Origin of the sequence: Mesorhizobium ciceri biovar biserrulae, from assembly GCF_001618845.1 — a bacterium.
Classification (GTDB): Bacteria; Pseudomonadota; Alphaproteobacteria; order Rhizobiales; family Rhizobiaceae; genus Mesorhizobium; species Mesorhizobium ciceri.
This window is the reverse complement of the sequence record NZ_CP015064.1, coordinates 3,060,583-3,079,993: the sequence shown is the minus strand read 5'-3', so window position 1 is coordinate 3,079,993 and position 19,411 is coordinate 3,060,583. Positions and strand designations below refer to the sequence as shown.

General features: G+C 61.0%; 25 protein-coding genes. 15 read left to right on the top strand and 10 right to left on the bottom strand.

What is annotated here, in order from left to right:
* Nucleotides 1-79: 79 nt before the first annotated feature.
* Nucleotides 80-520, top strand: a complete 441-nt coding sequence (locus A4R29_RS14255) for a DUF2231 domain-containing protein (protein ID WP_063172173.1) — start codon at nt 80-82, stop codon at nt 518-520.
* Entirely contained in the window at nt 517-1,857 is a 1,341-nt protein-coding gene (locus A4R29_RS14250) for a PQQ-dependent sugar dehydrogenase (RefSeq protein WP_013531543.1), read from the top strand. Before A4R29_RS14255 ends, A4R29_RS14250 begins: the two co-directional genes overlap by 4 nt.
* A 26-nt stretch (nt 1,858-1,883) precedes the next feature.
* Here the strand turns inward: A4R29_RS14250 and A4R29_RS14245 are convergent, their stop codons facing one another.
* Nucleotides 1,884-2,720, bottom strand: a complete 837-nt coding sequence (locus A4R29_RS14245) for an alpha/beta fold hydrolase (protein WP_063168027.1) — start codon at nt 2,718-2,720, stop codon at nt 1,884-1,886.
* Between the two features lie 307 nt (nt 2,721-3,027).
* On the opposite strand from A4R29_RS14245, the gene A4R29_RS14240 reads away from it, so the two are divergent.
* Nucleotides 3,028-3,645 (top strand): flavodoxin family protein, encoded by a 618-nt coding sequence (locus tag A4R29_RS14240; RefSeq protein WP_013531545.1) that lies wholly within the window; start codon nt 3,028-3,030, stop codon nt 3,643-3,645.
* A gap of 156 nt (nt 3,646-3,801) precedes the next feature.
* Nucleotides 3,802-3,966: a DUF3309 family protein gene (locus tag A4R29_RS33090; protein WP_013531546.1), complete on the top strand. Its 165-nt coding sequence runs from the start codon at nt 3,802-3,804 to the stop codon at nt 3,964-3,966.
* A gap of 128 nt (nt 3,967-4,094) precedes the next feature.
* Here the strand turns inward: A4R29_RS33090 and A4R29_RS14235 are convergent, their stop codons facing one another.
* Nucleotides 4,095-4,805, bottom strand: coding sequence for a DUF1236 domain-containing protein (locus A4R29_RS14235; protein ID WP_063172172.1), 711 nt, complete (start codon nt 4,803-4,805; stop codon nt 4,095-4,097).
* Nucleotides 4,806-4,998: 193 nt separating this feature from the next.
* On the opposite strand from A4R29_RS14235, the gene A4R29_RS14230 reads away from it, so the two are divergent.
* Nucleotides 4,999-5,451, top strand: a complete 453-nt coding sequence (locus A4R29_RS14230; RefSeq protein WP_013531548.1) for a membrane protein — start codon at nt 4,999-5,001, stop codon at nt 5,449-5,451.
* Between the two features lie 91 nt (nt 5,452-5,542).
* Nucleotides 5,543-5,779, top strand: a complete 237-nt coding sequence (locus tag A4R29_RS14225; protein ID WP_027161660.1) for a DUF6894 family protein — start codon at nt 5,543-5,545, stop codon at nt 5,777-5,779.
* Nucleotides 5,780-5,789: 10 nt separating this feature from the next.
* On the opposite strand, the gene A4R29_RS14220 is transcribed toward A4R29_RS14225, so the two are convergent.
* The gene (locus A4R29_RS14220; RefSeq protein ID WP_013531550.1) at nt 5,790-6,047 is read right to left on the bottom strand and encodes a hypothetical protein; all 258 of its coding nucleotides are present in this window, start codon (nt 6,045-6,047) and stop codon (nt 5,790-5,792) included.
* A gap of 294 nt (nt 6,048-6,341) precedes the next feature.
* Here A4R29_RS14220 and A4R29_RS14215 point away from each other — a divergent pair, with 294 nt between their 5' ends.
* The 4 genes from A4R29_RS14215 to A4R29_RS14205 all read left to right on the top strand — a co-directional run bounded on the left by A4R29_RS14215 (nt 6,342) and on the right by A4R29_RS14205 (nt 8,229).
* Nucleotides 6,342-6,536 carry a DUF2934 domain-containing protein gene (locus tag A4R29_RS14215; RefSeq protein WP_063173683.1) on the top strand — a complete coding sequence of 65 codons (195 nt, stop codon included), beginning with the start codon at nt 6,342-6,344 and terminating at the stop codon, nt 6,534-6,536.
* An 89-nt stretch (nt 6,537-6,625) separates the two neighbouring features.
* Nucleotides 6,626-6,802, top strand: coding sequence for a hypothetical protein (locus A4R29_RS33085; RefSeq protein WP_082827400.1), 177 nt, complete (start codon nt 6,626-6,628; stop codon nt 6,800-6,802).
* Nucleotides 6,799-7,695 carry an alpha/beta fold hydrolase gene (locus A4R29_RS14210; RefSeq protein WP_063172171.1) on the top strand — a complete coding sequence of 299 codons (897 nt, stop codon included), beginning with the start codon at nt 6,799-6,801 and terminating at the stop codon, nt 7,693-7,695. The genes A4R29_RS33085 and A4R29_RS14210 overlap by 4 nt, the downstream gene beginning before the upstream one ends.
* A gap of 123 nt (nt 7,696-7,818) precedes the next feature.
* Nucleotides 7,819-8,229: a DUF427 domain-containing protein gene (locus tag A4R29_RS14205; RefSeq protein ID WP_013531554.1), complete on the top strand. Its 411-nt coding sequence runs from the start codon at nt 7,819-7,821 to the stop codon at nt 8,227-8,229.
* A 43-nt stretch (nt 8,230-8,272) separates the two neighbouring features.
* Here the strand turns inward: A4R29_RS14205 and A4R29_RS14200 are convergent, their stop codons facing one another.
* On the bottom strand, nt 8,273-8,692 hold the full coding sequence (locus A4R29_RS14200; RefSeq protein ID WP_027161658.1) for an HD domain-containing protein: 420 nt from the start codon (nt 8,690-8,692) through the stop codon (nt 8,273-8,275).
* 24 nt (nt 8,693-8,716) lie between these two features.
* Nucleotides 8,717-9,112, bottom strand: coding sequence for a GFA family protein (locus A4R29_RS14195; protein WP_082827399.1), 396 nt, complete (start codon nt 9,110-9,112; stop codon nt 8,717-8,719).
* A 201-nt stretch (nt 9,113-9,313) separates the two neighbouring features.
* On the opposite strand from A4R29_RS14195, the gene A4R29_RS14190 reads away from it, so the two are divergent.
* Both A4R29_RS14190 and A4R29_RS14185 read left to right on the top strand, forming a co-directional pair.
* On the top strand, nt 9,314-9,922 hold the full coding sequence (locus tag A4R29_RS14190; protein ID WP_013531556.1) for a cysteine hydrolase family protein: 609 nt from the start codon (nt 9,314-9,316) through the stop codon (nt 9,920-9,922).
* 100 nt (nt 9,923-10,022) lie between these two features.
* Nucleotides 10,023-11,297 (top strand): DUF763 domain-containing protein, encoded by a 1,275-nt coding sequence (locus A4R29_RS14185; protein ID WP_063172169.1) that lies wholly within the window; start codon nt 10,023-10,025, stop codon nt 11,295-11,297.
* 23 nt (nt 11,298-11,320) lie between these two features.
* On the opposite strand, the gene A4R29_RS14180 is transcribed toward A4R29_RS14185, so the two are convergent.
* From A4R29_RS14180 to A4R29_RS14160, 5 genes are all read right to left on the bottom strand, one after another.
* Nucleotides 11,321-11,764 carry a PPC domain-containing DNA-binding protein gene (locus A4R29_RS14180; RefSeq protein ID WP_027161655.1) on the bottom strand — a complete coding sequence of 148 codons (444 nt, stop codon included), beginning with the start codon at nt 11,762-11,764 and terminating at the stop codon, nt 11,321-11,323.
* A 44-nt stretch (nt 11,765-11,808) separates the two neighbouring features.
* On the bottom strand, nt 11,809-12,126 hold the full coding sequence (locus A4R29_RS14175; RefSeq protein WP_013531559.1) for a hypothetical protein: 318 nt from the start codon (nt 12,124-12,126) through the stop codon (nt 11,809-11,811).
* A 117-nt stretch (nt 12,127-12,243) separates the two neighbouring features.
* On the bottom strand, nt 12,244-13,839 hold the full coding sequence (locus A4R29_RS14170) for a DHA2 family efflux MFS transporter permease subunit (protein ID WP_063172168.1): 1,596 nt from the start codon (nt 13,837-13,839) through the stop codon (nt 12,244-12,246).
* Complete coding sequence (locus tag A4R29_RS14165) at nt 13,836-15,011, bottom strand: HlyD family secretion protein (protein WP_244506961.1); 1,176 nt, start codon at nt 15,009-15,011, stop codon at nt 13,836-13,838. Before A4R29_RS14165 ends, A4R29_RS14170 begins: the two co-directional genes overlap by 4 nt.
* Nucleotides 15,012-15,110: 99 nt before the next feature.
* The gene (locus A4R29_RS14160) at nt 15,111-15,281 is read right to left on the bottom strand and encodes a hypothetical protein (RefSeq protein WP_082827566.1); all 171 of its coding nucleotides are present in this window, start codon (nt 15,279-15,281) and stop codon (nt 15,111-15,113) included.
* Between the two features lie 182 nt (nt 15,282-15,463).
* On the opposite strand from A4R29_RS14160, the gene A4R29_RS14155 reads away from it, so the two are divergent.
* From A4R29_RS14155 to A4R29_RS14145, 3 genes are read left to right on the top strand one after another with little or no spacing between them, the layout of a single operon-like run.
* The gene (locus A4R29_RS14155) at nt 15,464-16,081 is read left to right on the top strand and encodes a (2Fe-2S)-binding protein (RefSeq protein ID WP_063172165.1); all 618 of its coding nucleotides are present in this window, start codon (nt 15,464-15,466) and stop codon (nt 16,079-16,081) included.
* 1 nt (nt 16,082) lies between these two features.
* On the top strand, nt 16,083-17,105 hold the full coding sequence (locus tag A4R29_RS14150; protein ID WP_063172164.1) for an FAD binding domain-containing protein: 1,023 nt from the start codon (nt 16,083-16,085) through the stop codon (nt 17,103-17,105).
* Between the two features lie 3 nt (nt 17,106-17,108).
* The gene (locus tag A4R29_RS14145) at nt 17,109-19,388 is read left to right on the top strand and encodes a xanthine dehydrogenase family protein molybdopterin-binding subunit (protein ID WP_063172163.1); all 2,280 of its coding nucleotides are present in this window, start codon (nt 17,109-17,111) and stop codon (nt 19,386-19,388) included.
* Nucleotides 19,389-19,411: the final 23 nt, after the last annotated feature.

Genomic DNA, 19,411 nt, shown 5'->3' with positions numbered 1-19,411 from the left:
AACGCAAAACGGTTCCGGGAACCTCCCAACCACAAGTTGGTTTGGAGGACAGGTACAGCTTCAAAGGTGGAGAATGTCCATGGCCCGTGCCCGATCCGTGTTGGTGGCAGCCAGGCGTCCGTTCCATAAAACGCCGATGGCGGTCGCAAACGCATGTTTCGTCGGCACATTGCTGACCGACGTTGCCTATTGGCGAAGCGCTGAAATGATGTGGGCAGATTTTTCCGCCTGGCTGCTCCTTGCCGGCCTGGTTGTAGGCGTGCTCGCGGTCCTTGCAGCACTTGTCGATTTGTCTACCGGCCGACTTGCCCGTCAAGCCGGGCCTGCATGGCCATATCTCCTTGGCAGCCTCGTCGTGCTCGTCATATCGCTCTTCAACGCACTGGTGCACAGCCGTGATGCCTGGACCTCGGTCGTGCCGACGGGGCTCATCCTGTCCGCCGTCGCCGTGATCGTTATCCTCTTGCTGGGACTGCTGGGATGGAGCTCCGGTCGCACTCACGTGGAGGTGGTCGAATGAATGTCTCCGCCAGACATATCCGGCGTATCGCGAGCCTCGGTCTGCTGTTCGGATCGATTTTGGCGCTGCCCGCATGCAGCGATAACGAACCGGATCCCACCGATCAGGTCGGAGCAAACCCGACGCTGCCTGAACCTATTCAGTATCTGGTGCCGCCCATGCATGTCGCGTCGGTCGTCGGTTGGAAACAAGACGAGAAGCCGACCGTCGCCAAGGGTTTGCAAATCCAGGCCTTTGCCAAGGGCTTGAGGCATCCGCGCTCGCTTTACACATTGCCGAATGGTGACGTTCTGGTGGTCGAATCCGTGGCGCCTCCCGGTGCCGCGATCAAGCGGCCGAAAGACCTGATCATGGGCTGGATCGAGTCGATGGCGACCTCGGGCGGCGGCACCGAAGGAAGCAACCGTATCACCCTGCTGCGGGATACGAACGGCGATGGTCTGCCCGATGTCCAGGAGGTCTTCCTCGATCATCTCAATTCGCCCTTTGGCGTGGCCCTGGTCGGCAACGATCTCTACGTCGCCAACACCGACGCCATCGTGCGTTATCCCTACACGTCGGGCGACACCAAGATCACCGCGCCGGGCGCCGTGCTGACGCCATTGCCCGGCGGACCTATCGATCACCACTGGACAAAGTCTCTCGTGGCCAGCCCCGACGGGTCTCGGCTGTATGTCGGCATCGGATCCAACAGCAACATCACCGAGAACGGCATCCAGGCGGAAAAGGACCGGGCCGCCATCTGGGAAGTCGACAGGGCCACTGGCCGCTATCGTATTTTCGCGAGCGGCCTGCGCAATCCCAACGGGCTGAGTTGGGAGCCGCAGAGCGGCGCGCTGTGGGCTGTGATCAACGAGCGCGACGAGCTCGGTCCTAACCTGGTTCCCGACTACATGACCTCGGTCAAGGACGGCGCGTTCTATGGTTGGCCGTACAGCTACTATGGTCAGCATGTCGACCCGCGCGTGATGCCGCAGCGGCCGGACCTCGTCGCCAAGGCGATCCCTCCCGACTATGCCTTGAGTTCCCACGTCGCACCTCTGGGCTTGACGTTCTACACTGGAACCAACCTGCCGGAGCTCTATCGCAACGGCGCCTTTGTTGGCGAGCATGGTAGCTGGAACCGCAAGAGCTTCAACGGCTACAAGGTCGTTTTCGTGCCGTTCAAAGACGGTCATCCAGATGGCAAGCCGCAGGACGTCGTCACCGGGTTCCTCGGCAAGGATAACAAGGCGCACGGGCGGCCTGTCGGCGTTGCCGTCGACAAATCCGGCGCGCTGCTGATCGCCGACGATGTCGGGAACACGGTCTGGCGCGTAACTTCCACGAGCCAGTAGGCACCTGCATAACGCGGATCGCTTCACTATCTCGGTGCGAATTCCACCAGCGCCTTGACGAATTCTGCCGGTGCCTCGATCGGCAGGAATTCGCCGCAGTTGGCGATCATGTGACCTTGCAGGTTCTTTGCGCCAGACATCCTCAGACCTTCGAGGTAATCGTCGATCGATCCAAAATCCGCGTCGCCGCGGATATAAAGGATCGGAACTTCGATGCGCGCCGGGGCATTGGCCTCGGCATCCTGCTTGAACGCGCGATACCAATCAAAGCCGGCCTTAAGTGCCTCCGGCCTCGCATAGGCCTGCGTCAACGTCTCCCGCATTTCATTGGTCAATGCTTCGGGACGGCCGGCGAGCAGATCGAAGAAAAAATCGAAGTAGGCGCGTTGATGGCCCGTCACCAGCAACTCCGGTAACTCAGGCACCGCATGAAACGCAAAGTGCCAGATGCCCGGGTTTGCGACTACCTTCGTCCATGGATGAAGGCCGGGGATAACCGTATTCATCGGCACCGCGCCGACGATGCGACCGCCATGATGGCGAGCAGCAGCGAAGGCAATCATGCCGCCCACATCAAAGCCTGCAACGACGATGGATTTGGCCCCAAGCGCCTCGGCGGCTGAAATCACAATATCGGCAAGAACCTTCTTTTCCGCCGACGGCGGAGTGCCACGCGATTCACCGATCTCCGGAAGATCGAAAGCCAGCGTAAAGTATCGCGTGCCGAGTTCATCGAGCACACCATCATAGATTTTCCGGGAATGGGGCCAGCCGTGCAGAAGGATCAAGGCCGGTCGGCGCGGATCGCCGGCCGTGGATACCGCCAGCTGCATATCGCCTGCTTCGAGGGTCTGGACGAGCATCGTCTATCCATTTTCGGGAACTCAGAAGAAAACGAAGAGCGAACGAATAGGTTGCCCCACCAGTTCAGTCTGCGTCGCTCGCCGCTGTCCGTTCTCCAACGTCTGTGCTCAAGGACCAGCCCGCTTTCTGAGCCGGCTCGACCGTCACCAAGTGGGAGGAGGGGGCCATCCACCGGCCCTGTTGGTCCGCCTGCGGAACAAGCATTTAACCCTGGCGTTAGAATGCCGGGCGATCCCGCAACGGGCGAATGGGCAGTCGCGAAGTCGTCGCGGCGGTTTGCAATTAGGACAATGCAGGGAGATTCACATGCCGCTTACGGCCTTCGCACTCAATTGCTCGCTCAAAGCTTCGAACGACAGGGAAAAATCCTCCACCGATCGGTTGCTCGCCGATGTCCTGGCGGCGTTGATGCAATACGATGTGAAGGGCGAGATCGTGCGTGCGCTCAGCCACGATATCAAGCCCGGCGTGCTCTCCGACATGGGCGAGGGCGACGATTGGCCGAAACTCAGAAAGAAGATACTGGCGGCCGACATCTTCGTGCTCGGGCTTCCGATCTGGCTTGGCCAGCCCTCGAGTGTGGCCAAGCGCGTCCTGGAGCGGATGGATGCCTTTCTCGAGGAGACGGATGACAGAGGGCGAATGCCGGCAGCAGGAAAGGTGGCCCTGGTGGCCATCGTCGGTAATGAGGACGGTGCGCATCACTGCCACGCGGAATGCTTTCAGGCATTGAACGATGTCGGCTTCACCATCCCGGCCAATGGCGGGGTCTACTGGGTTGGCGAGGCGATGGAGGACGTCAACTATGTCGACCTGCCGGCTACTCCGGAAAAAGTCTCGGGTGCGATCGAAATGGCAGCCTCAAACGCCGCCCATCTCGCTGGATTGCTGAAAGACCAGGGCTATTCGGGCGTCTCGGGATGACCTTTGTTCGCCTAAACAACTTTGAGCGGCCAGACCTTGCAGCGTCGATGAGGTCTCAATCGGGAACAGGAAGGCTTGTAGCGAGTTCATATTCTCATCAGCCGGCGACCGCCGCTCCGTCTACACGGCGCGAAGCCGCAAACAGGAGAGCAAGTCATGGGTCTCGGCACAATTCTTATCATCATTCTGATTATCGCATTGCTTGGCGGCTTTAGTGGACTTGGCGGCGGGCCATTCTACGGCACCGGCTATTACGGGGGCGGCGGCCTCGGTCTTCTGCTGCTTATAGTCATAATCCTGGTCGTGCTCGGGCGTCTCTAGCCGAGTCCGCCATGCGGTGGCAGATTGTATCACCTGCCGCTTGCGGTTCTCTTCGGAGTTGCTTTGAATCCATAGCAGTCCGGCAATGACGGTCCGCCCTCTGGAGGGCGGACCACTCGTCGGACATATCAGGTCAAAATCAGCACGATCTTGAACGTATCCGGATCAACGATGACGATCCGACCGTCCGCAAGCACGAAATACTCGTAGCTTTCGTAAGCGGGAACGATCTTGACGATACGAGCCGGCAGCCGATGCAGCCTGACCTTGTGCCGCGGAACTTCGACGCCGACGCTGATGTCAAAATTGACATTGGACACAGGCTCGACCTTCGTCTCCCGGATGATCTGAGTGACTTGGGTTTTCTGCTCCACCGTCACGTTGTTGATGGAACCGGTCGACGTCGTATCCTGTGTCGAGGCCTTGCCCTGGGCCTGCTGGTCGGTGGTGGTGCCGGCCTTGCCCTGGGCCTGCTGGTCGGTGGTGGTGCCGGCCTTGCCCTGAGCCTGCTCGTCGGTCTTCAGCTTGGCTTTGCCCTGGGCCTGCTGGTCGGTGGTGCTGGCCTTGCCCTGAGCCTGCTCATCGGTCTTCAGCTTGGCCTTGCCCTGGGCCTGCTGGTCGGTGGTGGTGCCGGCCTTGCCCTGAGCCTGCTCGTCGGTCTTCAGCTTGGCTTTGCCCTGGGCCTGCTCGCCCATCTTGGAGCCGTTCTGGCAGTCAGCCTGCCCGGAAGCGCAGTTGGCGTCTGCGCCAGATTGGCTTTCGGTCTGTTGTGTCTGAGCCACCGCCGTTCCACAGCCGAGCCCGATGGCCAGCATGCTGGTAATGAGAACACGTTTCATGGGAAATCTCCCTGGGTAAGGTTCGTCCCTTCACTGGGTAGAACCAGCACCCAAAAAAAATGTTCCGAGATAGATGCGTGAGTGCTAAAAAACGACCCCGCTTGAGATCATACGATCGCGGGCGGAAGCCGCCGTTAAAGCGACCTTTTCAACCTTGGCGATTGCCCTAGCTGTCTCCGGAGAGGAGACCGACATGGCAATCTATAGTCTGAGAGTGGTCAGCTTCATTTTCGTTGCCCTGGCTTTCGCTCCGGCCGCCGCGCATTTCTTCGCTATGTTCAACAAGATGAAGCTCGACGGGCCAAACTATCTGGCTGCGCAGCGCGCCTATGATGGATGGAGCCTGTTCGGCATCGTGGTGCTGGGAGCATTGCTCTCCACGGCCGCCCTGGCGATCCTGCTCTATCGAGCGAGCGCATCTTTCGGCTTGGTTGTTGTCGCCTTTCTAAGCATCGGCGCCACGCAGTTTGCCTTCTGGACGCTGACCTATCCAATCAATCAGGCGACCCGGAACTGGACTGTCCTCCCTGAAAACTGGGAGCTGCTGCGGCGCCAATGGGAGTATTCGCATGCCATCGCCGCAGGCCTCAACGCCTTGGCGTTGCTGGTGCTTTTCATATCGGCGCTTCGCCCTGCGGTGCGTTGAACGACCACGTCGTCACCAGCACGGCCAGCGGGCAGGAACCACCATGAAGCGGAATCATTGAAACGCCAGATGTTCCAGCGCGGCAGGAAAAATGAAACGGTACTATTTTGATCTTCAAAACGGTGACGGCGCGGTACCCGACGATGACGGGCAGCTGTTCGAATCCCGGGAACAAGCCAGAGCGGAAGCAATTCGTATTTTGCAGGATGTCGCGCAAGACGAAATGCCCGACTGCGATTTCGTCAAGATAACCGTCAAGGTACGCGATGAGATCGGTGCGCAGATGTTTGAGGCGTCGCTTGTTCTGACCTCCGGATGGAGCGTTTGATGTCGCAGTGCTAGCGGCGATACCGCACCGGGATTTGCACGACATTCTCCGATCCAGGCAGATCAAAGGCCATGGCCAGCTGACGTACGGAGGCCATCTCCACGATCAGTTCTTCAATCGAAAGGTCTGGCAGGCCGGTCTTCACCCTCTGCCTCACCCTGGCCGCAAGTTCATGAACCCGCACCGGGACGAAAAGCGGGCTGTCGTCCAGCAGCTTGCTGATTTCGATGACCACATCGGCGTCGATGTCTTTCGGCAATTCCCGCATGAGCGTCACCTCCAATCGAAGCAACAGCCCGCCATGTCGATGCGACGGGCGATCCGGCTTTGAGCGCCGGGCAGTGGGATCGGAGAGGGACGTGCTCGGCGCTGGCCGATAGCCTGATTCATAAAACTGCGAGCATAGGTGTGTCACGAAAAAATATCGGTACGAAATTTACCAAGCCGGTCATCCCATGCAATCTACAAGGGCCTTCCCGAAATCCGGCAGCGGCTGTTGCCGACAGAGGAGGAACAAAAAATATGGCCCGGAATTGAGACTGACGAATTGGAGGATCTAGCCATGGACAGCAGGGACGAAAAGATCAAACGACGGGCCCATGAAATCTGGGAACAAGAGGGCCGGCCGGTAGGCCGCGAGCAGGAGCACTGGGATCGGGCCGTGCAGGAGATCGAAGCTGAGGGTTCGGAGACTGAACGTGGCCCGGTTCTGCCTGACCCGACAGTTGCGGCCGATTCCAATAGCTCGAAGCGTTGATCGGCAATCCCATGGCGTCTTGAGGACCCCGGTCGGGCAACCAAATTGGCGGAACCTCGTTTGCCGGGCATCAACCAGAGGAGGTTTCGATGAAGAGGTTCTTTTCATTCCTGGTCTTGGCCGCTGCCCTTGCGCTCGGCGCCTGCGACAACAACACCGAGCCGATGAAAGCCACCGGCAACAAGAACCCACAGGTTGATCAGGCCGCCAGACCAGGCCCCACGACTGGCGGCGACCAGCCAGCTACGGTGCCTCAGAGCAAATGAACTCCGTCTCACATTGCGACACACCTCTGCTGCGCGTCGCCTATCTCGATGGTGGACCGCAGGACGGCGCCCCGGTTATCCTGCTGCATGGCTGGCCCGACGACGCGACGACATACGCTCGTATTTCGCCGATGCTTCATGAAGCTGGCTTCCGGACGTTTTCCCCTTGGTTGCGAGGCTTTGGGCCGACATCGTTCCTGTCTAAAGAAACCATGCGCTCGGGCGAGATTGCCGCGATGGCGCAGGATGTGCTGGATTTTGCAGATGCGCTTGGCATCAGCCGCTTTGCAGTTGTCGGACATGACTGGGGCGCTCGGATATCCTATCTGCTCGCGTCGGTTTTTCCGGACCGCATCAAGTGCTGTGCTGCGCTGTCCCTCGGCTGGCAACCAGGCAAACCAGCAACGCCGACGCCCGAACAGGCGAAAGCATTTTGGTATCAATGGTTCATGGCGACCGCACGGGGCGCCGAGTTCGTACGAAAGAACGGCAAGGAATTCGCCAGGTATCAGTGGGACAGCTGGGGTCCATTAGGCTGGTTCGACGACGCCATTTTCGATGGCGTTGCGAGCTCGTTCGAAAATCCTGACTGGGCGGATGTGACGTTGCATTCCTATCGGGTCCGGTGGGAAGAGGCCGAGCCCGATCCGCGTTATGCCGAACTCGCCCGCCGGCAAGCAACGGTCAAGATCATCACCGTGCCGATCCTGACGCTTCACGGTGGTGACGACCGCGTTGTGTTTGCCCAGTCTTCAGAGGGGCTCGAAGAGCATTTCACCGCGTTCTACAGGCGGGTGGTTCTGGATGGCATCGGACACTTCCCGACGCGTGAGGCTTCTGATCAGGTTTCACGAATGTTGGCTGCGTTTCTCGATAGCCATGGCACGCGCTGAAGGAGGGGCGCCGTCGACCCCATAGTAAAGGCCGGAACCTGACGCATCGCCGCGCATTTCGTCTCCATGCATGACGAACCGAAATGCGGTCTCGCAATCAATCGGCAGCCAGGGAGAATTTGGATGCAAGCTTCAGGCGCAATCTCAAGACACCATGCTGGCCAGTTGGCCATAGAACCGTTTGCGGGCACGGTGACGGTACGATTTTCCGACGCCATAGTCGCTGCCACGGAACGGGCGAAAGTGCTTCAGGAAGAAGGACATGAGCCCGTGTTCTATATTCCTTTCGAAGACATCTATTTTGACCTTTTCGAAAAAACGAACACCACCAGCCGCTCCCCTTTGAAAGGTACCGCGAGCTACTGGCGCGTCCATGCCGTGGGCAGCTCGGCTGACGATTTCATGTGGGCATACGAGACGCCTGAAACCGCGGCGCGGGCCATTGCACGTCATGGTGCATTCGATCCGGAAAAGGCGCGCATCGATGTCGAGCCCGCGGAGGACAGAAGGCATACGCCCCACGTCACGGAGTAGATGGCCCGTTCTCATCGGCGCGAGCTGAAATTCAAGGCAGGTGCTAACCGCGTGGAAACTCTTCATCAAGGATGCGTAGTGCCTCCTCGTATCTGACGGTTGATGCCCCGGCCTGTCGTGCCTGCCAGATATTGTCCGCCAGATCCGCGCGCTTCACCGGCAGCGCCAATGGATTCGATGCCGCTCGTCGCACGAACGCGAAGTAATCCTCGCCGTCCCTGCGCGACATGGCGTCGACGGCCGACGCGATCGTCGGGCCAAAACCGGCCTCTTCCAATCTGGTCCGGTCCCAGCCTTCGCCCTTTTCCAGGACGTCATGGAGATAGGCGACGACCTTCTGATCCTTGGTTTCGACCGCGTCAACGACACGGCGACAGTGCTCGATATAAGGTCGCCCGGTCTTGTCGCGCTGTGCCTGGTGGACCTCTTCGGCAATCTTGGCCGCCCGGTAAAACATGCTCATCAGGCTTCCCCTTCAGACATGGTTTCACCATCGCTCCTCGGTGTCGTGGTGCGGCAGGTCCATTCCGCAGCAAACCCAGCCAAGTCGCTGCCTCGATCCATAATTGTAGCGCGGCTCCAGGCGAGCCGGATCGTCGAACGTTCCGACATGAAGCGCGATCTCTCCCGGCGATGCGTCATAGGCGAGGCTGAGCAGCGATCCGCAGGCGGAGCAAAACCCCCTGCAGGCAATCGGCGAAGACCTGCGATAGGTCGGCGTCGCATCGGTCCAGGTCACGCTTTGGGAAGGCACCCAGGCCAGAACCGCGAACGCACTGCCGGTCGCTCGCCGGCACATATCACAATGGCAGTAATGCACTCTCGGTTCGCTTCCAACGCGGAAGCGGATCGTGCCGCAGAGACATCCTCCGCTCAGTTCCATTTTGGCGCCCCGGTTGACTTGCGGCTCCAACGCCTCTCGCGCGGTCTCATGCGAGCACCTCCATTCATCACAGCGAAAACGCCGGTCATTTGCGTCGGTTCCTGTTGGCTATCTCAGGAACCAGTGCTTGCGCGCGGCGTTGCGTGTCTTTGCTGGCAAAATGAGGAGTCAGGGAATGCTTGGCCGGTCGGAGAAGCACTGATGTCGATGCCGGGGCTGGCATACGGTCCCCTGGGCGATCGATGCATGCATGTCTGCGTGGACATGCAGCGGCTGTTTGCCGAGCCGTCTCAATGGGCAACACCCTGGATCACCCGGGTTCTCCCGCAGATCGAGACGCTGGTCGAAAGACGCGCGCCGCAGACGGTCTTTACACGCTTCCTGCCAGCCAAGAAGCCGGGGCAGGGCGTCGGCACATGGAAGCGCTATTATGAGCGCTGGGCTTCACAGACGATCGAGACGATCGGGCCTGAAATGACCGAACTGTTGCCGTCTTTAGCCGGCTACTGCCCGCCAGCGGCGATCATCGACAAGCACATCTACTCGCCCTGGTTCGAAGGGCGCCTCAGAGCCTTCCTGGTGGAGCGCGGCATCGATACGCTCGTCATCACCGGTGGCGAAACGGATGTTTGCGTTCTGGCCACGGTGCTCGGAGCCATCGATTTCGGCTATCGCGTGGTTCTCGTCACGGACGCGCTATGCAGTTCTTCCGATGCAACCCACGACGCACTGCTGACCGTTTACCACCAACGTTTCGCGCAGCAGGTCGAGACGGTTGAGATGGAAACGGTTCTCTCGAACTGGACTTGACGTTCGCTAACTCGGCTCGGCGGAAAGTGTCCATGCTTCCTTGCGCGGTTTGGCTGCCTATCTGTTAAGAGAATAACGGACACCAGAACGGGTAGCAGACGTGACGCAACGATCGGGAAGTGCTGATCTTCCACTCCATGGCGGGCGCGTGCCAAAATGGCTCGGCGACCGCATGACGCGTCTTGGCGCCGTGATGTGCGAAGCGATCATTCATCACTATGGTCGAGACGAACTGCTGCTGCGGCTGGCACATCCGTTCTGGTTTCAGTCCTTTGGTGCTGTCATGGGCATGGATTGGCACTCGTCGGGGATCACGACCAGCGTCGTGGGCGCTTTGAAGCGTGGCCTCACGCCGCTTTCCGGCGAGCTCGGCATTCATGTCTGCGGTGGTCGCGGCGCGCATTCGCGAAAAACCCCGCATGAACTCGAAGCCATCGGCCAACGCGTCGGCTTTGACGGAGCGGGCCTGGCCACCGTCAGCCGTCTTGTCGCCAAGGTCGACAGCGCCGCAGTCCAGGACGGTTTCGATCTTTACCTGCATGGTTTCATCGTCACCGATGACGGTCGCTGGGTCGTGGTGCAGCAAGGCATGAACGGTGACAGCAAGGCGGCGCGCCGCTACCATTGGCTCTCCGAGGGGCTCAAGAGTTTTGTCGACCAGCCGCATGCCGCCATCGAGGGCATCAATCAAGGCGAGATCGTCAACCTGACCGACAGGCGCGCCGACGCGTCGCGCCAAGGGCAACTGAACCTTTTGCAGGAGCTCGGACCCGATCGCATCCTGGGCGAGCTTGCGGCATTGGAGCGTTGCGCGGAGCCGAGGCGCCGGCAGGAACCGGAGCAGCCGCTGCTGCCGCATTTGGTCATGCCGGCCCATCATGACGTTCGCGAAAGCGATGTCGTCATGCATCGTCTTCACGGCAATATCGCCGCCGCCGCAGACCGCGGTCCCACCGATTTCGCCGAGCTCCTTCTGGTCCCCGGCGTCGGCGCGCGCACGGTGCGCGCGCTGGCCCTCGTTGCCGAGGTGGTGCATGGCGCGCCTTGCCGCTTTTCCGATCCCGGCCGCTTCTCGCTGGCGCATGGCGGCAAGGACAGGCATCCATTTCCAGTGCCGCTGAAGGTCTATGATGAGACGATCGGGGTTCTGAAGTCGGCCGTGCAAAAGGCAAAGCTCGGTCGCGATGAGGAAATCGGTGCCTTGAGGCGGCTCGACGATCAGTCGCGGCAAGTCGAACGATACGCAACCGGCCCCAGCCTGAAGGAAATTGTCGCGGGAGAATTCGACCAGTCGCATCTGCTTGGCGGGCGCAGCGTGTTCGGGTGGGAAGCGGCGCCGGACACAGCACCTGCTGAGCGGAGCAAGAAGGCCTGAGAACGAGCCAGAGCGGCTGGAGATCAATCGTCCAGATCGATGAGCGCGACACCGAGATCCGGGCGCTTGCTGCGGCGCAGATGGCCGGGCGCTTCCACCAGGGTGATTTCGAGCGTTGGTCGAACGATGCCGTCAAGCAGATGTCCACCCCGGGTGGTGCCATCGCTCAATCCCAGCACCGCATGGACGTGCAGGCTGGGCTTATCGTCATCACCCAGTGCGACATCGCCGATCGCGCTCAGAACCTCGCACTGTTCGTCGATAGGGATTTTGCGGTAGGTCTTCGCGTCCGGATCAAACCAGCCCACGGTGGCTTTTTCGAAAGCCCCTATGGCGGTCAGGGACGCGCTGCCGATCTTCTGGTCGACCGCGAAGGCGGTCAGTGCCGCGAACGCTTCTTCGCCTGGGTCGAGCACCAGGACAAATGTCCTTTGTCCGCCGATCTCATTGACGAGCTGCGATTTCATCCCTGTCCTTCCATCGTTCGGCCCCATTGAGCGCCGCCGTCAGATCAATGGGCACGGTGTTCCGCATTGCGCTTGCGGGTCGCTGCAGCTTTCTTTGCCGATTCCGATCGGCTTGCGGCAGATCGTGATGCCGATGCCTTGCCGCCGCTTTTGCCGCCTTTGTGCGCCGCCGGATGGCCCGTGTGTTTGCCGCGGCCCGAACCGCCTTCCTTCTTGCCGCCGCCATCGTCCTTGTTGACGGTTGCCCATGCGCGCCGCTCTGCCTCCTTGTCGGAAACCCCGCGCTTCTCATAACCTTCGGCAATGTGGTCGGCTTTACGCTCCTGCTTGTCAGTGTACTTCGATTTGTCGCCTCGTGGCATGGCCAGCTCCTCCTGTTGCACAAGGGCTGAACGTCGACTCGACGCGCTGGTTCCAACGGAAGTTCGCGAAGCCGAAGCCGCATGGCGGGGCAGCGCCATACACCGCCGCGGCGCGAGCTAACGCTTTTCGGGCCGGGGAGAGCGCAGCAGCAAGGCGAGGGGAACGAGCAGTGCGGTCGCTACCGCGCAATACCGAAAGACATCGATATAGGCGAGCAATGAGGCCTGCCGCGCTATCAACTGTCCTATCCAGCCGAGCGCCTGCTGTTTTGCGTCGATCATCGGCGAGCCTTGAGCCACGAAGTGCTCGGTCGCCTGACGCAGAACCTGCTGGTAGGCCGGTGACGACTGTGCCGTGTGGCCGACGAGGTTTGCCTGATGGATTTGCGCGTTCTGGGCTATCACCGTGTTGGACAGCGACACACCGATGCTTCCGCCGATGTTACGGGCAACGTTGATGAGTGCCGACGCCTGGTTCGTCTGCTGCGGAGCAAGACCGACGTAAGCCGCCGTCGAGATGGGGATGAACAGGAACGGCAAACCGATCATCAGGAAGATGCGCGCGAAGGCAAAGAAGCCGAAACTGACGTCCGGGGTGAGCGATGTCATATGCCAGAGCGCGACAGCGACGACGGACATGCCTGCCATGATCAGGTATTTGGGCTGGACGATGGCGCCGGCAAATCCGGAAATCGGCATAAGCATCAACATTGCGATGCCACCCGGCATCATCGACAGGCCCGACAGGGTCGCCGTATAGTTGAAGGCGGTCTGCTGCAGTTGCGGCATCAACTGGGTGGTGCTGAACAGCACGGCGCCCACCGCCATCATCACCAGGAACGATGTGCCGAACTGGCGGCTGAACAGCAGGCGGACGTCGACGATCGGATCGCGGCGACTGAATTCCCACGGGATCAGCAGCAGGAATGAGACCGCCGAAATCGCCGCGAAGGTCACGATGAAACCTGATGCGAACCAGTCGTTGCGCTGGCCCTCATCGAGAAAGATCTCCAGGCAGCCGAGTGCCGTGGCGACCAGGATGAAACCGACCCAGTCTATTCTGAGGCCGCCCTTCAACCGTTCCTGCCGTTCGCGCTCGAGCACATCAGGCTCGACCACCAGCCACTGCACCAAGGCAAGCGACATGATGCCGAATGGGACATTGATGAAGAATATCCAGTGCCAGGAGAAATGGTCGGTCAGCCAACCGCCGATGGTCGGCCCGACTGTCGGTGCGACGATGACGGCAATGCCGTAAAGAGCAAATGCCTGGGAGCGTTTTTCGGGTGGAAAGGTGTCGGCGAGAATGGATTGTTCGCTGGGTGCCATGCCGCCGCCCCCGAGGCCTTGCAGGATCCTGAAGACGATGAGCATTTCCAGATTGGGCGCCAGGCCGCACAGCAGCGACGCTATGGTGAAGATCGCCACGCAAAGCATGTAGTAACGCTTGCGGCCGATGACGCTGGCCAACCAGCCGCTAACCGGGATGATCACGGAATTCGCGACCAGATAGGTGGTGATCACCCAGGTGCTTTCGTCCATCCCGGCCGCGAGGCTGCCGGCGATGTTGCGCAGCGCCACGTTGGCGATCGAGGTGTCGAGCACCAGCATGAAGGTGGCGATCGAGACGACGACGGCGATCAGCCACGGATTGCGCCCGCCGGCGGCGGACCGGCTTTCGCTCCGTTCACCAGCCATTTCGACGGCGCTCATCTCACCTTGACTGTCGGCACCACCGACAGGCCTGGACCCAGCAGCACGCCCGGCGGTCGGTCGAAGACGATCTTCACGGGCACGCGCTGCACCACCTTGACGAAGTTGCCGGTGGCATTCTCGGCCGGCAGCAGGCTGAAGGCGGTGCCACTGCCCGCCTGGATGCTGTCGACGCGGCCGTGGAAGTTCTTTTCGGGATAGGCGTCGATATCGATGTCGACGGGCTGTCCCGGCCGCATCAGATCAAGCTGGGTCTCCTTGAAATTAGCCTTCACCCAGACCTCGTCGGGAACGAACATCATCAGCACCTGACCAGGCTGGGCGTAGGTGCCCTTGGCGGCCGTGATACTGGTGGCGCGACCGGTGACAGGCGCGGTTATGATGGTGCGCGACAGCATGGTGCGGGCCTGCTCCTGGCTGGCCTTGGCTTGATTGAGCTTTGCTTCCGCGCTCTTGGTCTGTGCCTGCAGAACAGTGACCTGGCTTTTCGCGGCTGCCACGTTTGCTCCGGCGCTGTCGAGGGCGGCCTGGTCCTGGCGCAGGGTAGAAGCGGCCTGTTCCGCCTGCTGTTGGGTGGAGGTTCCCTTGGCCAGCAGCTCACGGTTGCGCTTGTCCTCCGCTTTGGCAAACTCGAGCGCGGCCTGGGCCTGCGCCACCTGCTTCTGTGCCGCATCGATCTTGGCGTTTTGTGCTTCGATCTGTGCACCGACATCGACGATCTCGGCCTGCGCCGAGGCCACACCGGCGTCGGCTTCCGCCAGGCTTGCCTGATAGTCGCTGTCGTCGATGCGCAAGAGCACGTCGCCGGCTTTCACAGACTGGTTGTCGGTGACCGCGACATCGGTGATACGACCCGATATCTCGGCACCGATCGTCACCGTGCGGGCGTCGATGAAAGCATCGTCGGTCGATTCATACTGACGCGGGTCCAGCCACCACAAGACCAGCCCTACGGCAATCAGCAGCACTGCGAGCAGGATGGCGATGGATATGTAAGGGTGCCGCCGAGGGAAGCTCAGCAGGCTGGGCTTTGGTTCTCCGGCCTGCTTGTCCTGCTTGTGCTCCTGACCGACGTCTCTCCGGTGCTTTGGCGCCGCCTCTGAGGTGGCCCTGCGTGACGTGGCGTGCGTGTCGCCGGTTTCAGATTCTTCGGTTTGGGTTTTCGCGTCCACGGGAGAACTCCCAGGAGTTTTGACCGTGGCCAGTCAACGACAACTGGTCGTAAAAGGTTCCTGGCGACCGGGCACGGTTTCGCGCCTGGCGGAATTGGTTCAGCCGATTGCCAATCTGACCGCGATGACCAGGATCACGATACCGACCAAGCCGGCTATGAAGATAACCCGACGCGTGCGCGTTCGCAGGATGATCTCGCCCTGTCTCGCCTGCTCCGCAGAGAACACAGGTCCATTGTCATCGTCCTTGTCATGCCGACCATCGCTCATGATCGCCTCCTTCCGGCCCTTGGCACACACCGGCTCTTGGCACACAACCATCGCTCGACAGGTGAGGTTCCGGTTACATCGATCCCGCCCGCAGAAAAAAGGATCACAGGCTCGTGAGGAGGGAACTTTGTCCTCCGCGACTGGTTTGGGCCGCTTGAGACCCAGCCAGCCCGGAGCCAGCCATGTCCGATGCCAAGATGTCCAGTGGCCTGAGCAGACGCATGTTCATGACGGCCTCTGTTTCGGCGGCGGCGGCGATGCCGCTTGTGAATTCCCCGACGAGAGCTGCCCAGCCAGCGTCCGCAAAGCCAGCCGAACCGCGCGACTTGTCGGCGGTTTCAATGCGTATCAACAAACAGACCTACAATCTCGCGCTCGACAATCGAACCAGCCTGCTTGACGCTCTGCGCGACCACGTCGGCCTGACCGGCACCAAGAAAGGTTGCGATCACGGTCAGTGCGGCGCCTGCACGGTTCTGATCGATGGAAAGCGGGTACTGTCCTGCTTGAGCTTTGCCGTCATGAACCAGGGGCGGGAGATCACAACGGTGGAAGGCCTGGCCTCGACGGACGGGGAACTGCATCCGGTCCAGCAGGCCTTCGTCGACCACGATGCCTTTCAATGCGGCTATTGCACACCGGGTCAGATCATGTCCGCCATCGGTTGCATCAACGAAGGCCATGCGGGGTCGGAAGATGACATTCGCGAATACATGAGCGGCAATCTGTGTCGCTGTGCGGCCTATCCCAACATCGTTGCGGCGATCGTCCAGGCGCGCGACGAGATCAGGAGGGCCTAGGATGCGCCCCTTCGTTTATGAAAGACCAACCAGCGTCTCCGCTGCAATCGCCATGGCATCCCGTGTCGATGCCGTGCGCGTTCCGCCAACCGGCGCCGACACGCAATTCATCGCCGGCGGCACCAATCTGGCCGACTACATGAAGCTCGGTGTCGCGCGGCCGGACCGACTGCTTGACCTCAACACTCTTGCCGAGCCAGCCTTGCGGCAGATCAGGATAAACGATGACACGATCCGGTTTGGTGCACTGGTCCGCATGGGTGAAGCAGCCGACAACGATGACGTCCGGCGGCGTTGCCCGGCCCTTGCCGACAGCCTGAAATTCGCCGCCAGCGGTCAGCTTCGCAACATGGCGAGCCTGGGCGGCAATGTGCTGCAACGTACGCGCTGCGAGTATTTTCGAGAGATTTCCTGGCCGTGCAACAAGCGCGAACCCGGCTCCGGTTGCGCTGCGATGGAAGGGTCCAATCGCCAACACGCCGTGCTGGGTACGAGCGATGCCTGCATCGCCACGTATCACGGCGATTTCGCGCAGGCGCTGGTTGCGCTCGATGCCACCGTCGAGATCGAAGGTCCGCGGGGAAGGCGCACGCTTGCATTTGCCAAGCTGCACAAACGGCCGGGCGACACGCCCGACATCGAGACGGATCTCGCCGCCGACGAGCTCATAACCGCCATCGAAGTGCGGCTCGAACGGTGGAGCAGCCGGTCGCGCTATCTGAAGATTCGCGATCGCGAATCCTACGCGTTTGCGTTGGCGTCCGCGGCTGTTGCGCTCGACATGGATGGCGAGACGGTAAGGAGTGCGCGCATTGCGCTTGGTGGTGTGGCGACGGTGCCGTGGCGGGCGCGCGAAGCAGAGGACGCGCTACAGGGCAAAGTGCTTGACGAAGCCGCGGCGCAAGAGGCTGCCGAGGCTGCCTTCGCCGATGCCAGACCGCGCGAGCATAACGCATTCAAGATACCGCTCGGCAAGCGCACGCTGGTGCGGGCGCTGCTCGAAACCCGGGATATGAAGGGCTGAGCCATGAACCAAGCTGCACCCGCCCCCAGGGAAAACCAGGGCGATCCGGTTGTCCGCATTGACGCCCGGCTAAAAGTTACCGGACAGGCCGGCTATCCCGCCGACATCGTCACGGCCAACGTCGCCTACGGTGCCCTTGCCACCAGCAGCATTGCCCGGGGCAAGGTTTCGGGACTTCACACGAAAGACGCCCGGGCCGTACCCGGTGTGCTGGACATCGTCACCTATGACGATATGGACCAGACCGACACGCCGAAATTCGGCAACACCGGCGCAAGTTCGATCGGGCCTTTGCACGACAAGACGGTTTTTCACGACGGTCAGATCATCGCTCTGGTGGTTGCCGAGACCTTCGAGGCGGCGGAGGAAGCCGCAATGTTGATCCGCGCCGACTATGAGGACGAACGGCCGGCCGCCAGCTTTGATTCCAAGGGCGTGAAGATGGAGCCGGCTGCCGGCAAAAACCCTATGTTCAAGGAGGATGCGAAGGCCGGTGATTTCGATGCCGCCTGGGCGGATGCGACGGTAAAGATCGACGAAAAATATTCGACGCCGACCCAGCATCACAATCCGATCGAACTGTTTTCGACCACCGCAATATGGCAAGGCGACCAGTTGACGATACACGAGCCCAGCCAGAATGTTACGGGCTGGAAGGTGGAACTGGCACGCCAGCTGAAGCTCGATCCGGCCAATGTGCGGATCGTCAGTCCCTATATCGGCGGTGCCTTCGGCTCCAAGGGGCCGATGACGGCACGCACCGCTATCGTTGCCGTCGCGGCGCGACGCATTGGCCGCCCGGTTCGCTGCGTCGTCAATCGCATGCAAGCCTTCGGTACGCAGACCTATCGCGCCGAAACGCGGCATCGGATCCGCATGGGCGCCGGCAAGGACGGCCGCATCACGGCGTTCGGACATGAGGCCTGGGAGGTGACGTCACGCCCTGACCCTTATGTCGTCGGCGGCACGTCCGCCACCGCGCGCATGTACAATTACGGCGCCGTTCTGACGCATGTTTCGCTGGTTCATGCCGACCGCAACACGCCTGGCTACATGCGATCGCCGCCGGAGACGCCTTATGTCTACGCGCTGGAAAACGCCATGGACGAAATGGCTGTGGCCCTCGGCATGGATCCTGTCGAGTTTCGTCGCATCAATGAACCGGAGAAGGAGCCCATCGGAGGCAAGCCATTTTCCAGCCGCTCACTCATCAAGTGCTACGACCAGGCGTCGGAGGCCTTTGGCTGGTCGAAGCGCGATCCCAAGGTCGGCTCGATGCGCGACGGCGACTGGCTGGTCGGGATGGGCTGTGCGACGGCGATCTATCCGACTGCCGCCGCGCCCTGCGCGGCCCGGGTTCGTCTCACCGCCGACGGCGAGGTTCGAGTCCAGTGCGGCTCGCATGAAATCGGCACCGGCGTTCGCACCATCGCCGGCCAGATGGCGGCCGAAAGACTGGGCATCGGCATGGACAAGATCAGCGTCGAGATGGGCGACAGTGCCTTGCCGCCGGCTCCCGTGTCGGGCGGATCGATCTCGACCGCCAGTGTCTGCTCGGCGGTCATGAAAGCCTGCGACGCGATACGCGAAAAGCTGTTCGCCGCCGCTGCGGGCAGGGGGGCTCCGCTGGCCGGTTCGGGCAATGCGAAGCTGGACTTGAAGGACGAAGAGGTCGTCACCGAGACCGGCAAATCCGCAAAGCTGGCTGATGTCTTCAAGGCTATGCAAGTCGGCGCCATCGAGGAATATGCCGAGTTTGCGCCGAAGGGTTCTTCGCCTGAAGCCCTCAGCAAACTCTATGCCGGACAGTCGGAATTTCATGGTGGAGAGAACGACGAAGATTCGGTCAAATATGCCTTTGGCGCCGAGTTCGTCGAAGTGCGCATCAACAGCTATACACGCGAAATCCGGGCCCCGCGCATCGTCGGGGCCTTCGCCGCCGGGCGCATCATGAACACGCGCACCGCGCGCAGCCAGCTGATGGGTGGCATGATCTGGGGTGTCGGCCAGGCGTTGCACGAGGCGACGGAAATCGATCAGCGACACGCGCGCTACGTCAACCGCGACCTGCAGGACTATCTCGTGCCGGTCAACGCCGACATCAAACAGGTCGACGTTATCCTGGTCCCCGAAATCGACCATCAGGTCAACCCTGCCGGCGTCAAGGGTTTGGGCGAACTCGGCAATGTCGGAACGGCTGCTGCCGTGGCGAGTGCCGTCTATCATGCCACCGGCAAGCGCATTCGCGATCTGCCGATCAGAATAGACGATTTGATAGGCTGACGATCAAGAGTTCTGGACGAAGC

What these genes read in the sequence shown, in the direction of transcription:
- A4R29_RS14175 (WP_013531559.1), bottom strand. Translation starts at nt 12,126, where the DNA reads ATGCCACGAGGCGACAAATCGAAGTACACTGACAAGCAGGAGCGTAAA.
- A4R29_RS14225 (WP_027161660.1), top strand. Translation starts at nt 5,543, where the DNA reads ATGAAACGGTACTATTTTGATCTTCAAAACGGTGACGGCGCGGTACCC.
- A4R29_RS14190 (WP_013531556.1), top strand. Translation starts at nt 9,314, where the DNA reads ATGTCGATGCCGGGGCTGGCATACGGTCCCCTGGGCGATCGATGCATG.
- A4R29_RS14200 (WP_027161658.1), bottom strand. Translation starts at nt 8,692, where the DNA reads ATGAGCATGTTTTACCGGGCGGCCAAGATTGCCGAAGAGGTCCACCAG.
- A4R29_RS14145 (WP_063172163.1), top strand. Translation starts at nt 17,109, where the DNA reads ATGAACCAAGCTGCACCCGCCCCCAGGGAAAACCAGGGCGATCCGGTT.
- A4R29_RS14205 (WP_013531554.1), top strand. Translation starts at nt 7,819, where the DNA reads ATGCAAGCTTCAGGCGCAATCTCAAGACACCATGCTGGCCAGTTGGCC.
- A4R29_RS14210 (WP_063172171.1), top strand. Translation starts at nt 6,799, where the DNA reads ATGAACTCCGTCTCACATTGCGACACACCTCTGCTGCGCGTCGCCTAT.
- A4R29_RS14150 (WP_063172164.1), top strand. Translation starts at nt 16,083, where the DNA reads ATGCGCCCCTTCGTTTATGAAAGACCAACCAGCGTCTCCGCTGCAATC.
- A4R29_RS14215 (WP_063173683.1), top strand. Translation starts at nt 6,342, where the DNA reads ATGGACAGCAGGGACGAAAAGATCAAACGACGGGCCCATGAAATCTGG.
- A4R29_RS14245 (WP_063168027.1), bottom strand. Translation starts at nt 2,720, where the DNA reads ATGCTCGTCCAGACCCTCGAAGCAGGCGATATGCAGCTGGCGGTATCC.
- A4R29_RS14235 (WP_063172172.1), bottom strand. Translation starts at nt 4,805, where the DNA reads ATGAAACGTGTTCTCATTACCAGCATGCTGGCCATCGGGCTCGGCTGT.
- A4R29_RS14230 (WP_013531548.1), top strand. Translation starts at nt 4,999, where the DNA reads ATGGCAATCTATAGTCTGAGAGTGGTCAGCTTCATTTTCGTTGCCCTG.
- A4R29_RS33090 (WP_013531546.1), top strand. Translation starts at nt 3,802, where the DNA reads ATGGGTCTCGGCACAATTCTTATCATCATTCTGATTATCGCATTGCTT.
- A4R29_RS14180 (WP_027161655.1), bottom strand. Translation starts at nt 11,764, where the DNA reads ATGAAATCGCAGCTCGTCAATGAGATCGGCGGACAAAGGACATTTGTC.
- A4R29_RS14255 (WP_063172173.1), top strand. Translation starts at nt 80, where the DNA reads ATGGCCCGTGCCCGATCCGTGTTGGTGGCAGCCAGGCGTCCGTTCCAT.
- A4R29_RS14170 (WP_063172168.1), bottom strand. Translation starts at nt 13,839, where the DNA reads ATGAGCGCCGTCGAAATGGCTGGTGAACGGAGCGAAAGCCGGTCCGCC.
- A4R29_RS14250 (WP_013531543.1), top strand. Translation starts at nt 517, where the DNA reads ATGAATGTCTCCGCCAGACATATCCGGCGTATCGCGAGCCTCGGTCTG.
- A4R29_RS14220 (WP_013531550.1), bottom strand. Translation starts at nt 6,047, where the DNA reads ATGCGGGAATTGCCGAAAGACATCGACGCCGATGTGGTCATCGAAATC.
- A4R29_RS14155 (WP_063172165.1), top strand. Translation starts at nt 15,464, where the DNA reads ATGTCCGATGCCAAGATGTCCAGTGGCCTGAGCAGACGCATGTTCATG.
- A4R29_RS14195 (WP_082827399.1), bottom strand. Translation starts at nt 9,112, where the DNA reads ATGGAACTGAGCGGAGGATGTCTCTGCGGCACGATCCGCTTCCGCGTT.
- A4R29_RS14240 (WP_013531545.1), top strand. Translation starts at nt 3,028, where the DNA reads ATGCCGCTTACGGCCTTCGCACTCAATTGCTCGCTCAAAGCTTCGAAC.
- A4R29_RS33085 (WP_082827400.1), top strand. Translation starts at nt 6,626, where the DNA reads ATGAAGAGGTTCTTTTCATTCCTGGTCTTGGCCGCTGCCCTTGCGCTC.
- A4R29_RS14160 (WP_082827566.1), bottom strand. Translation starts at nt 15,281, where the DNA reads ATGAGCGATGGTCGGCATGACAAGGACGATGACAATGGACCTGTGTTC.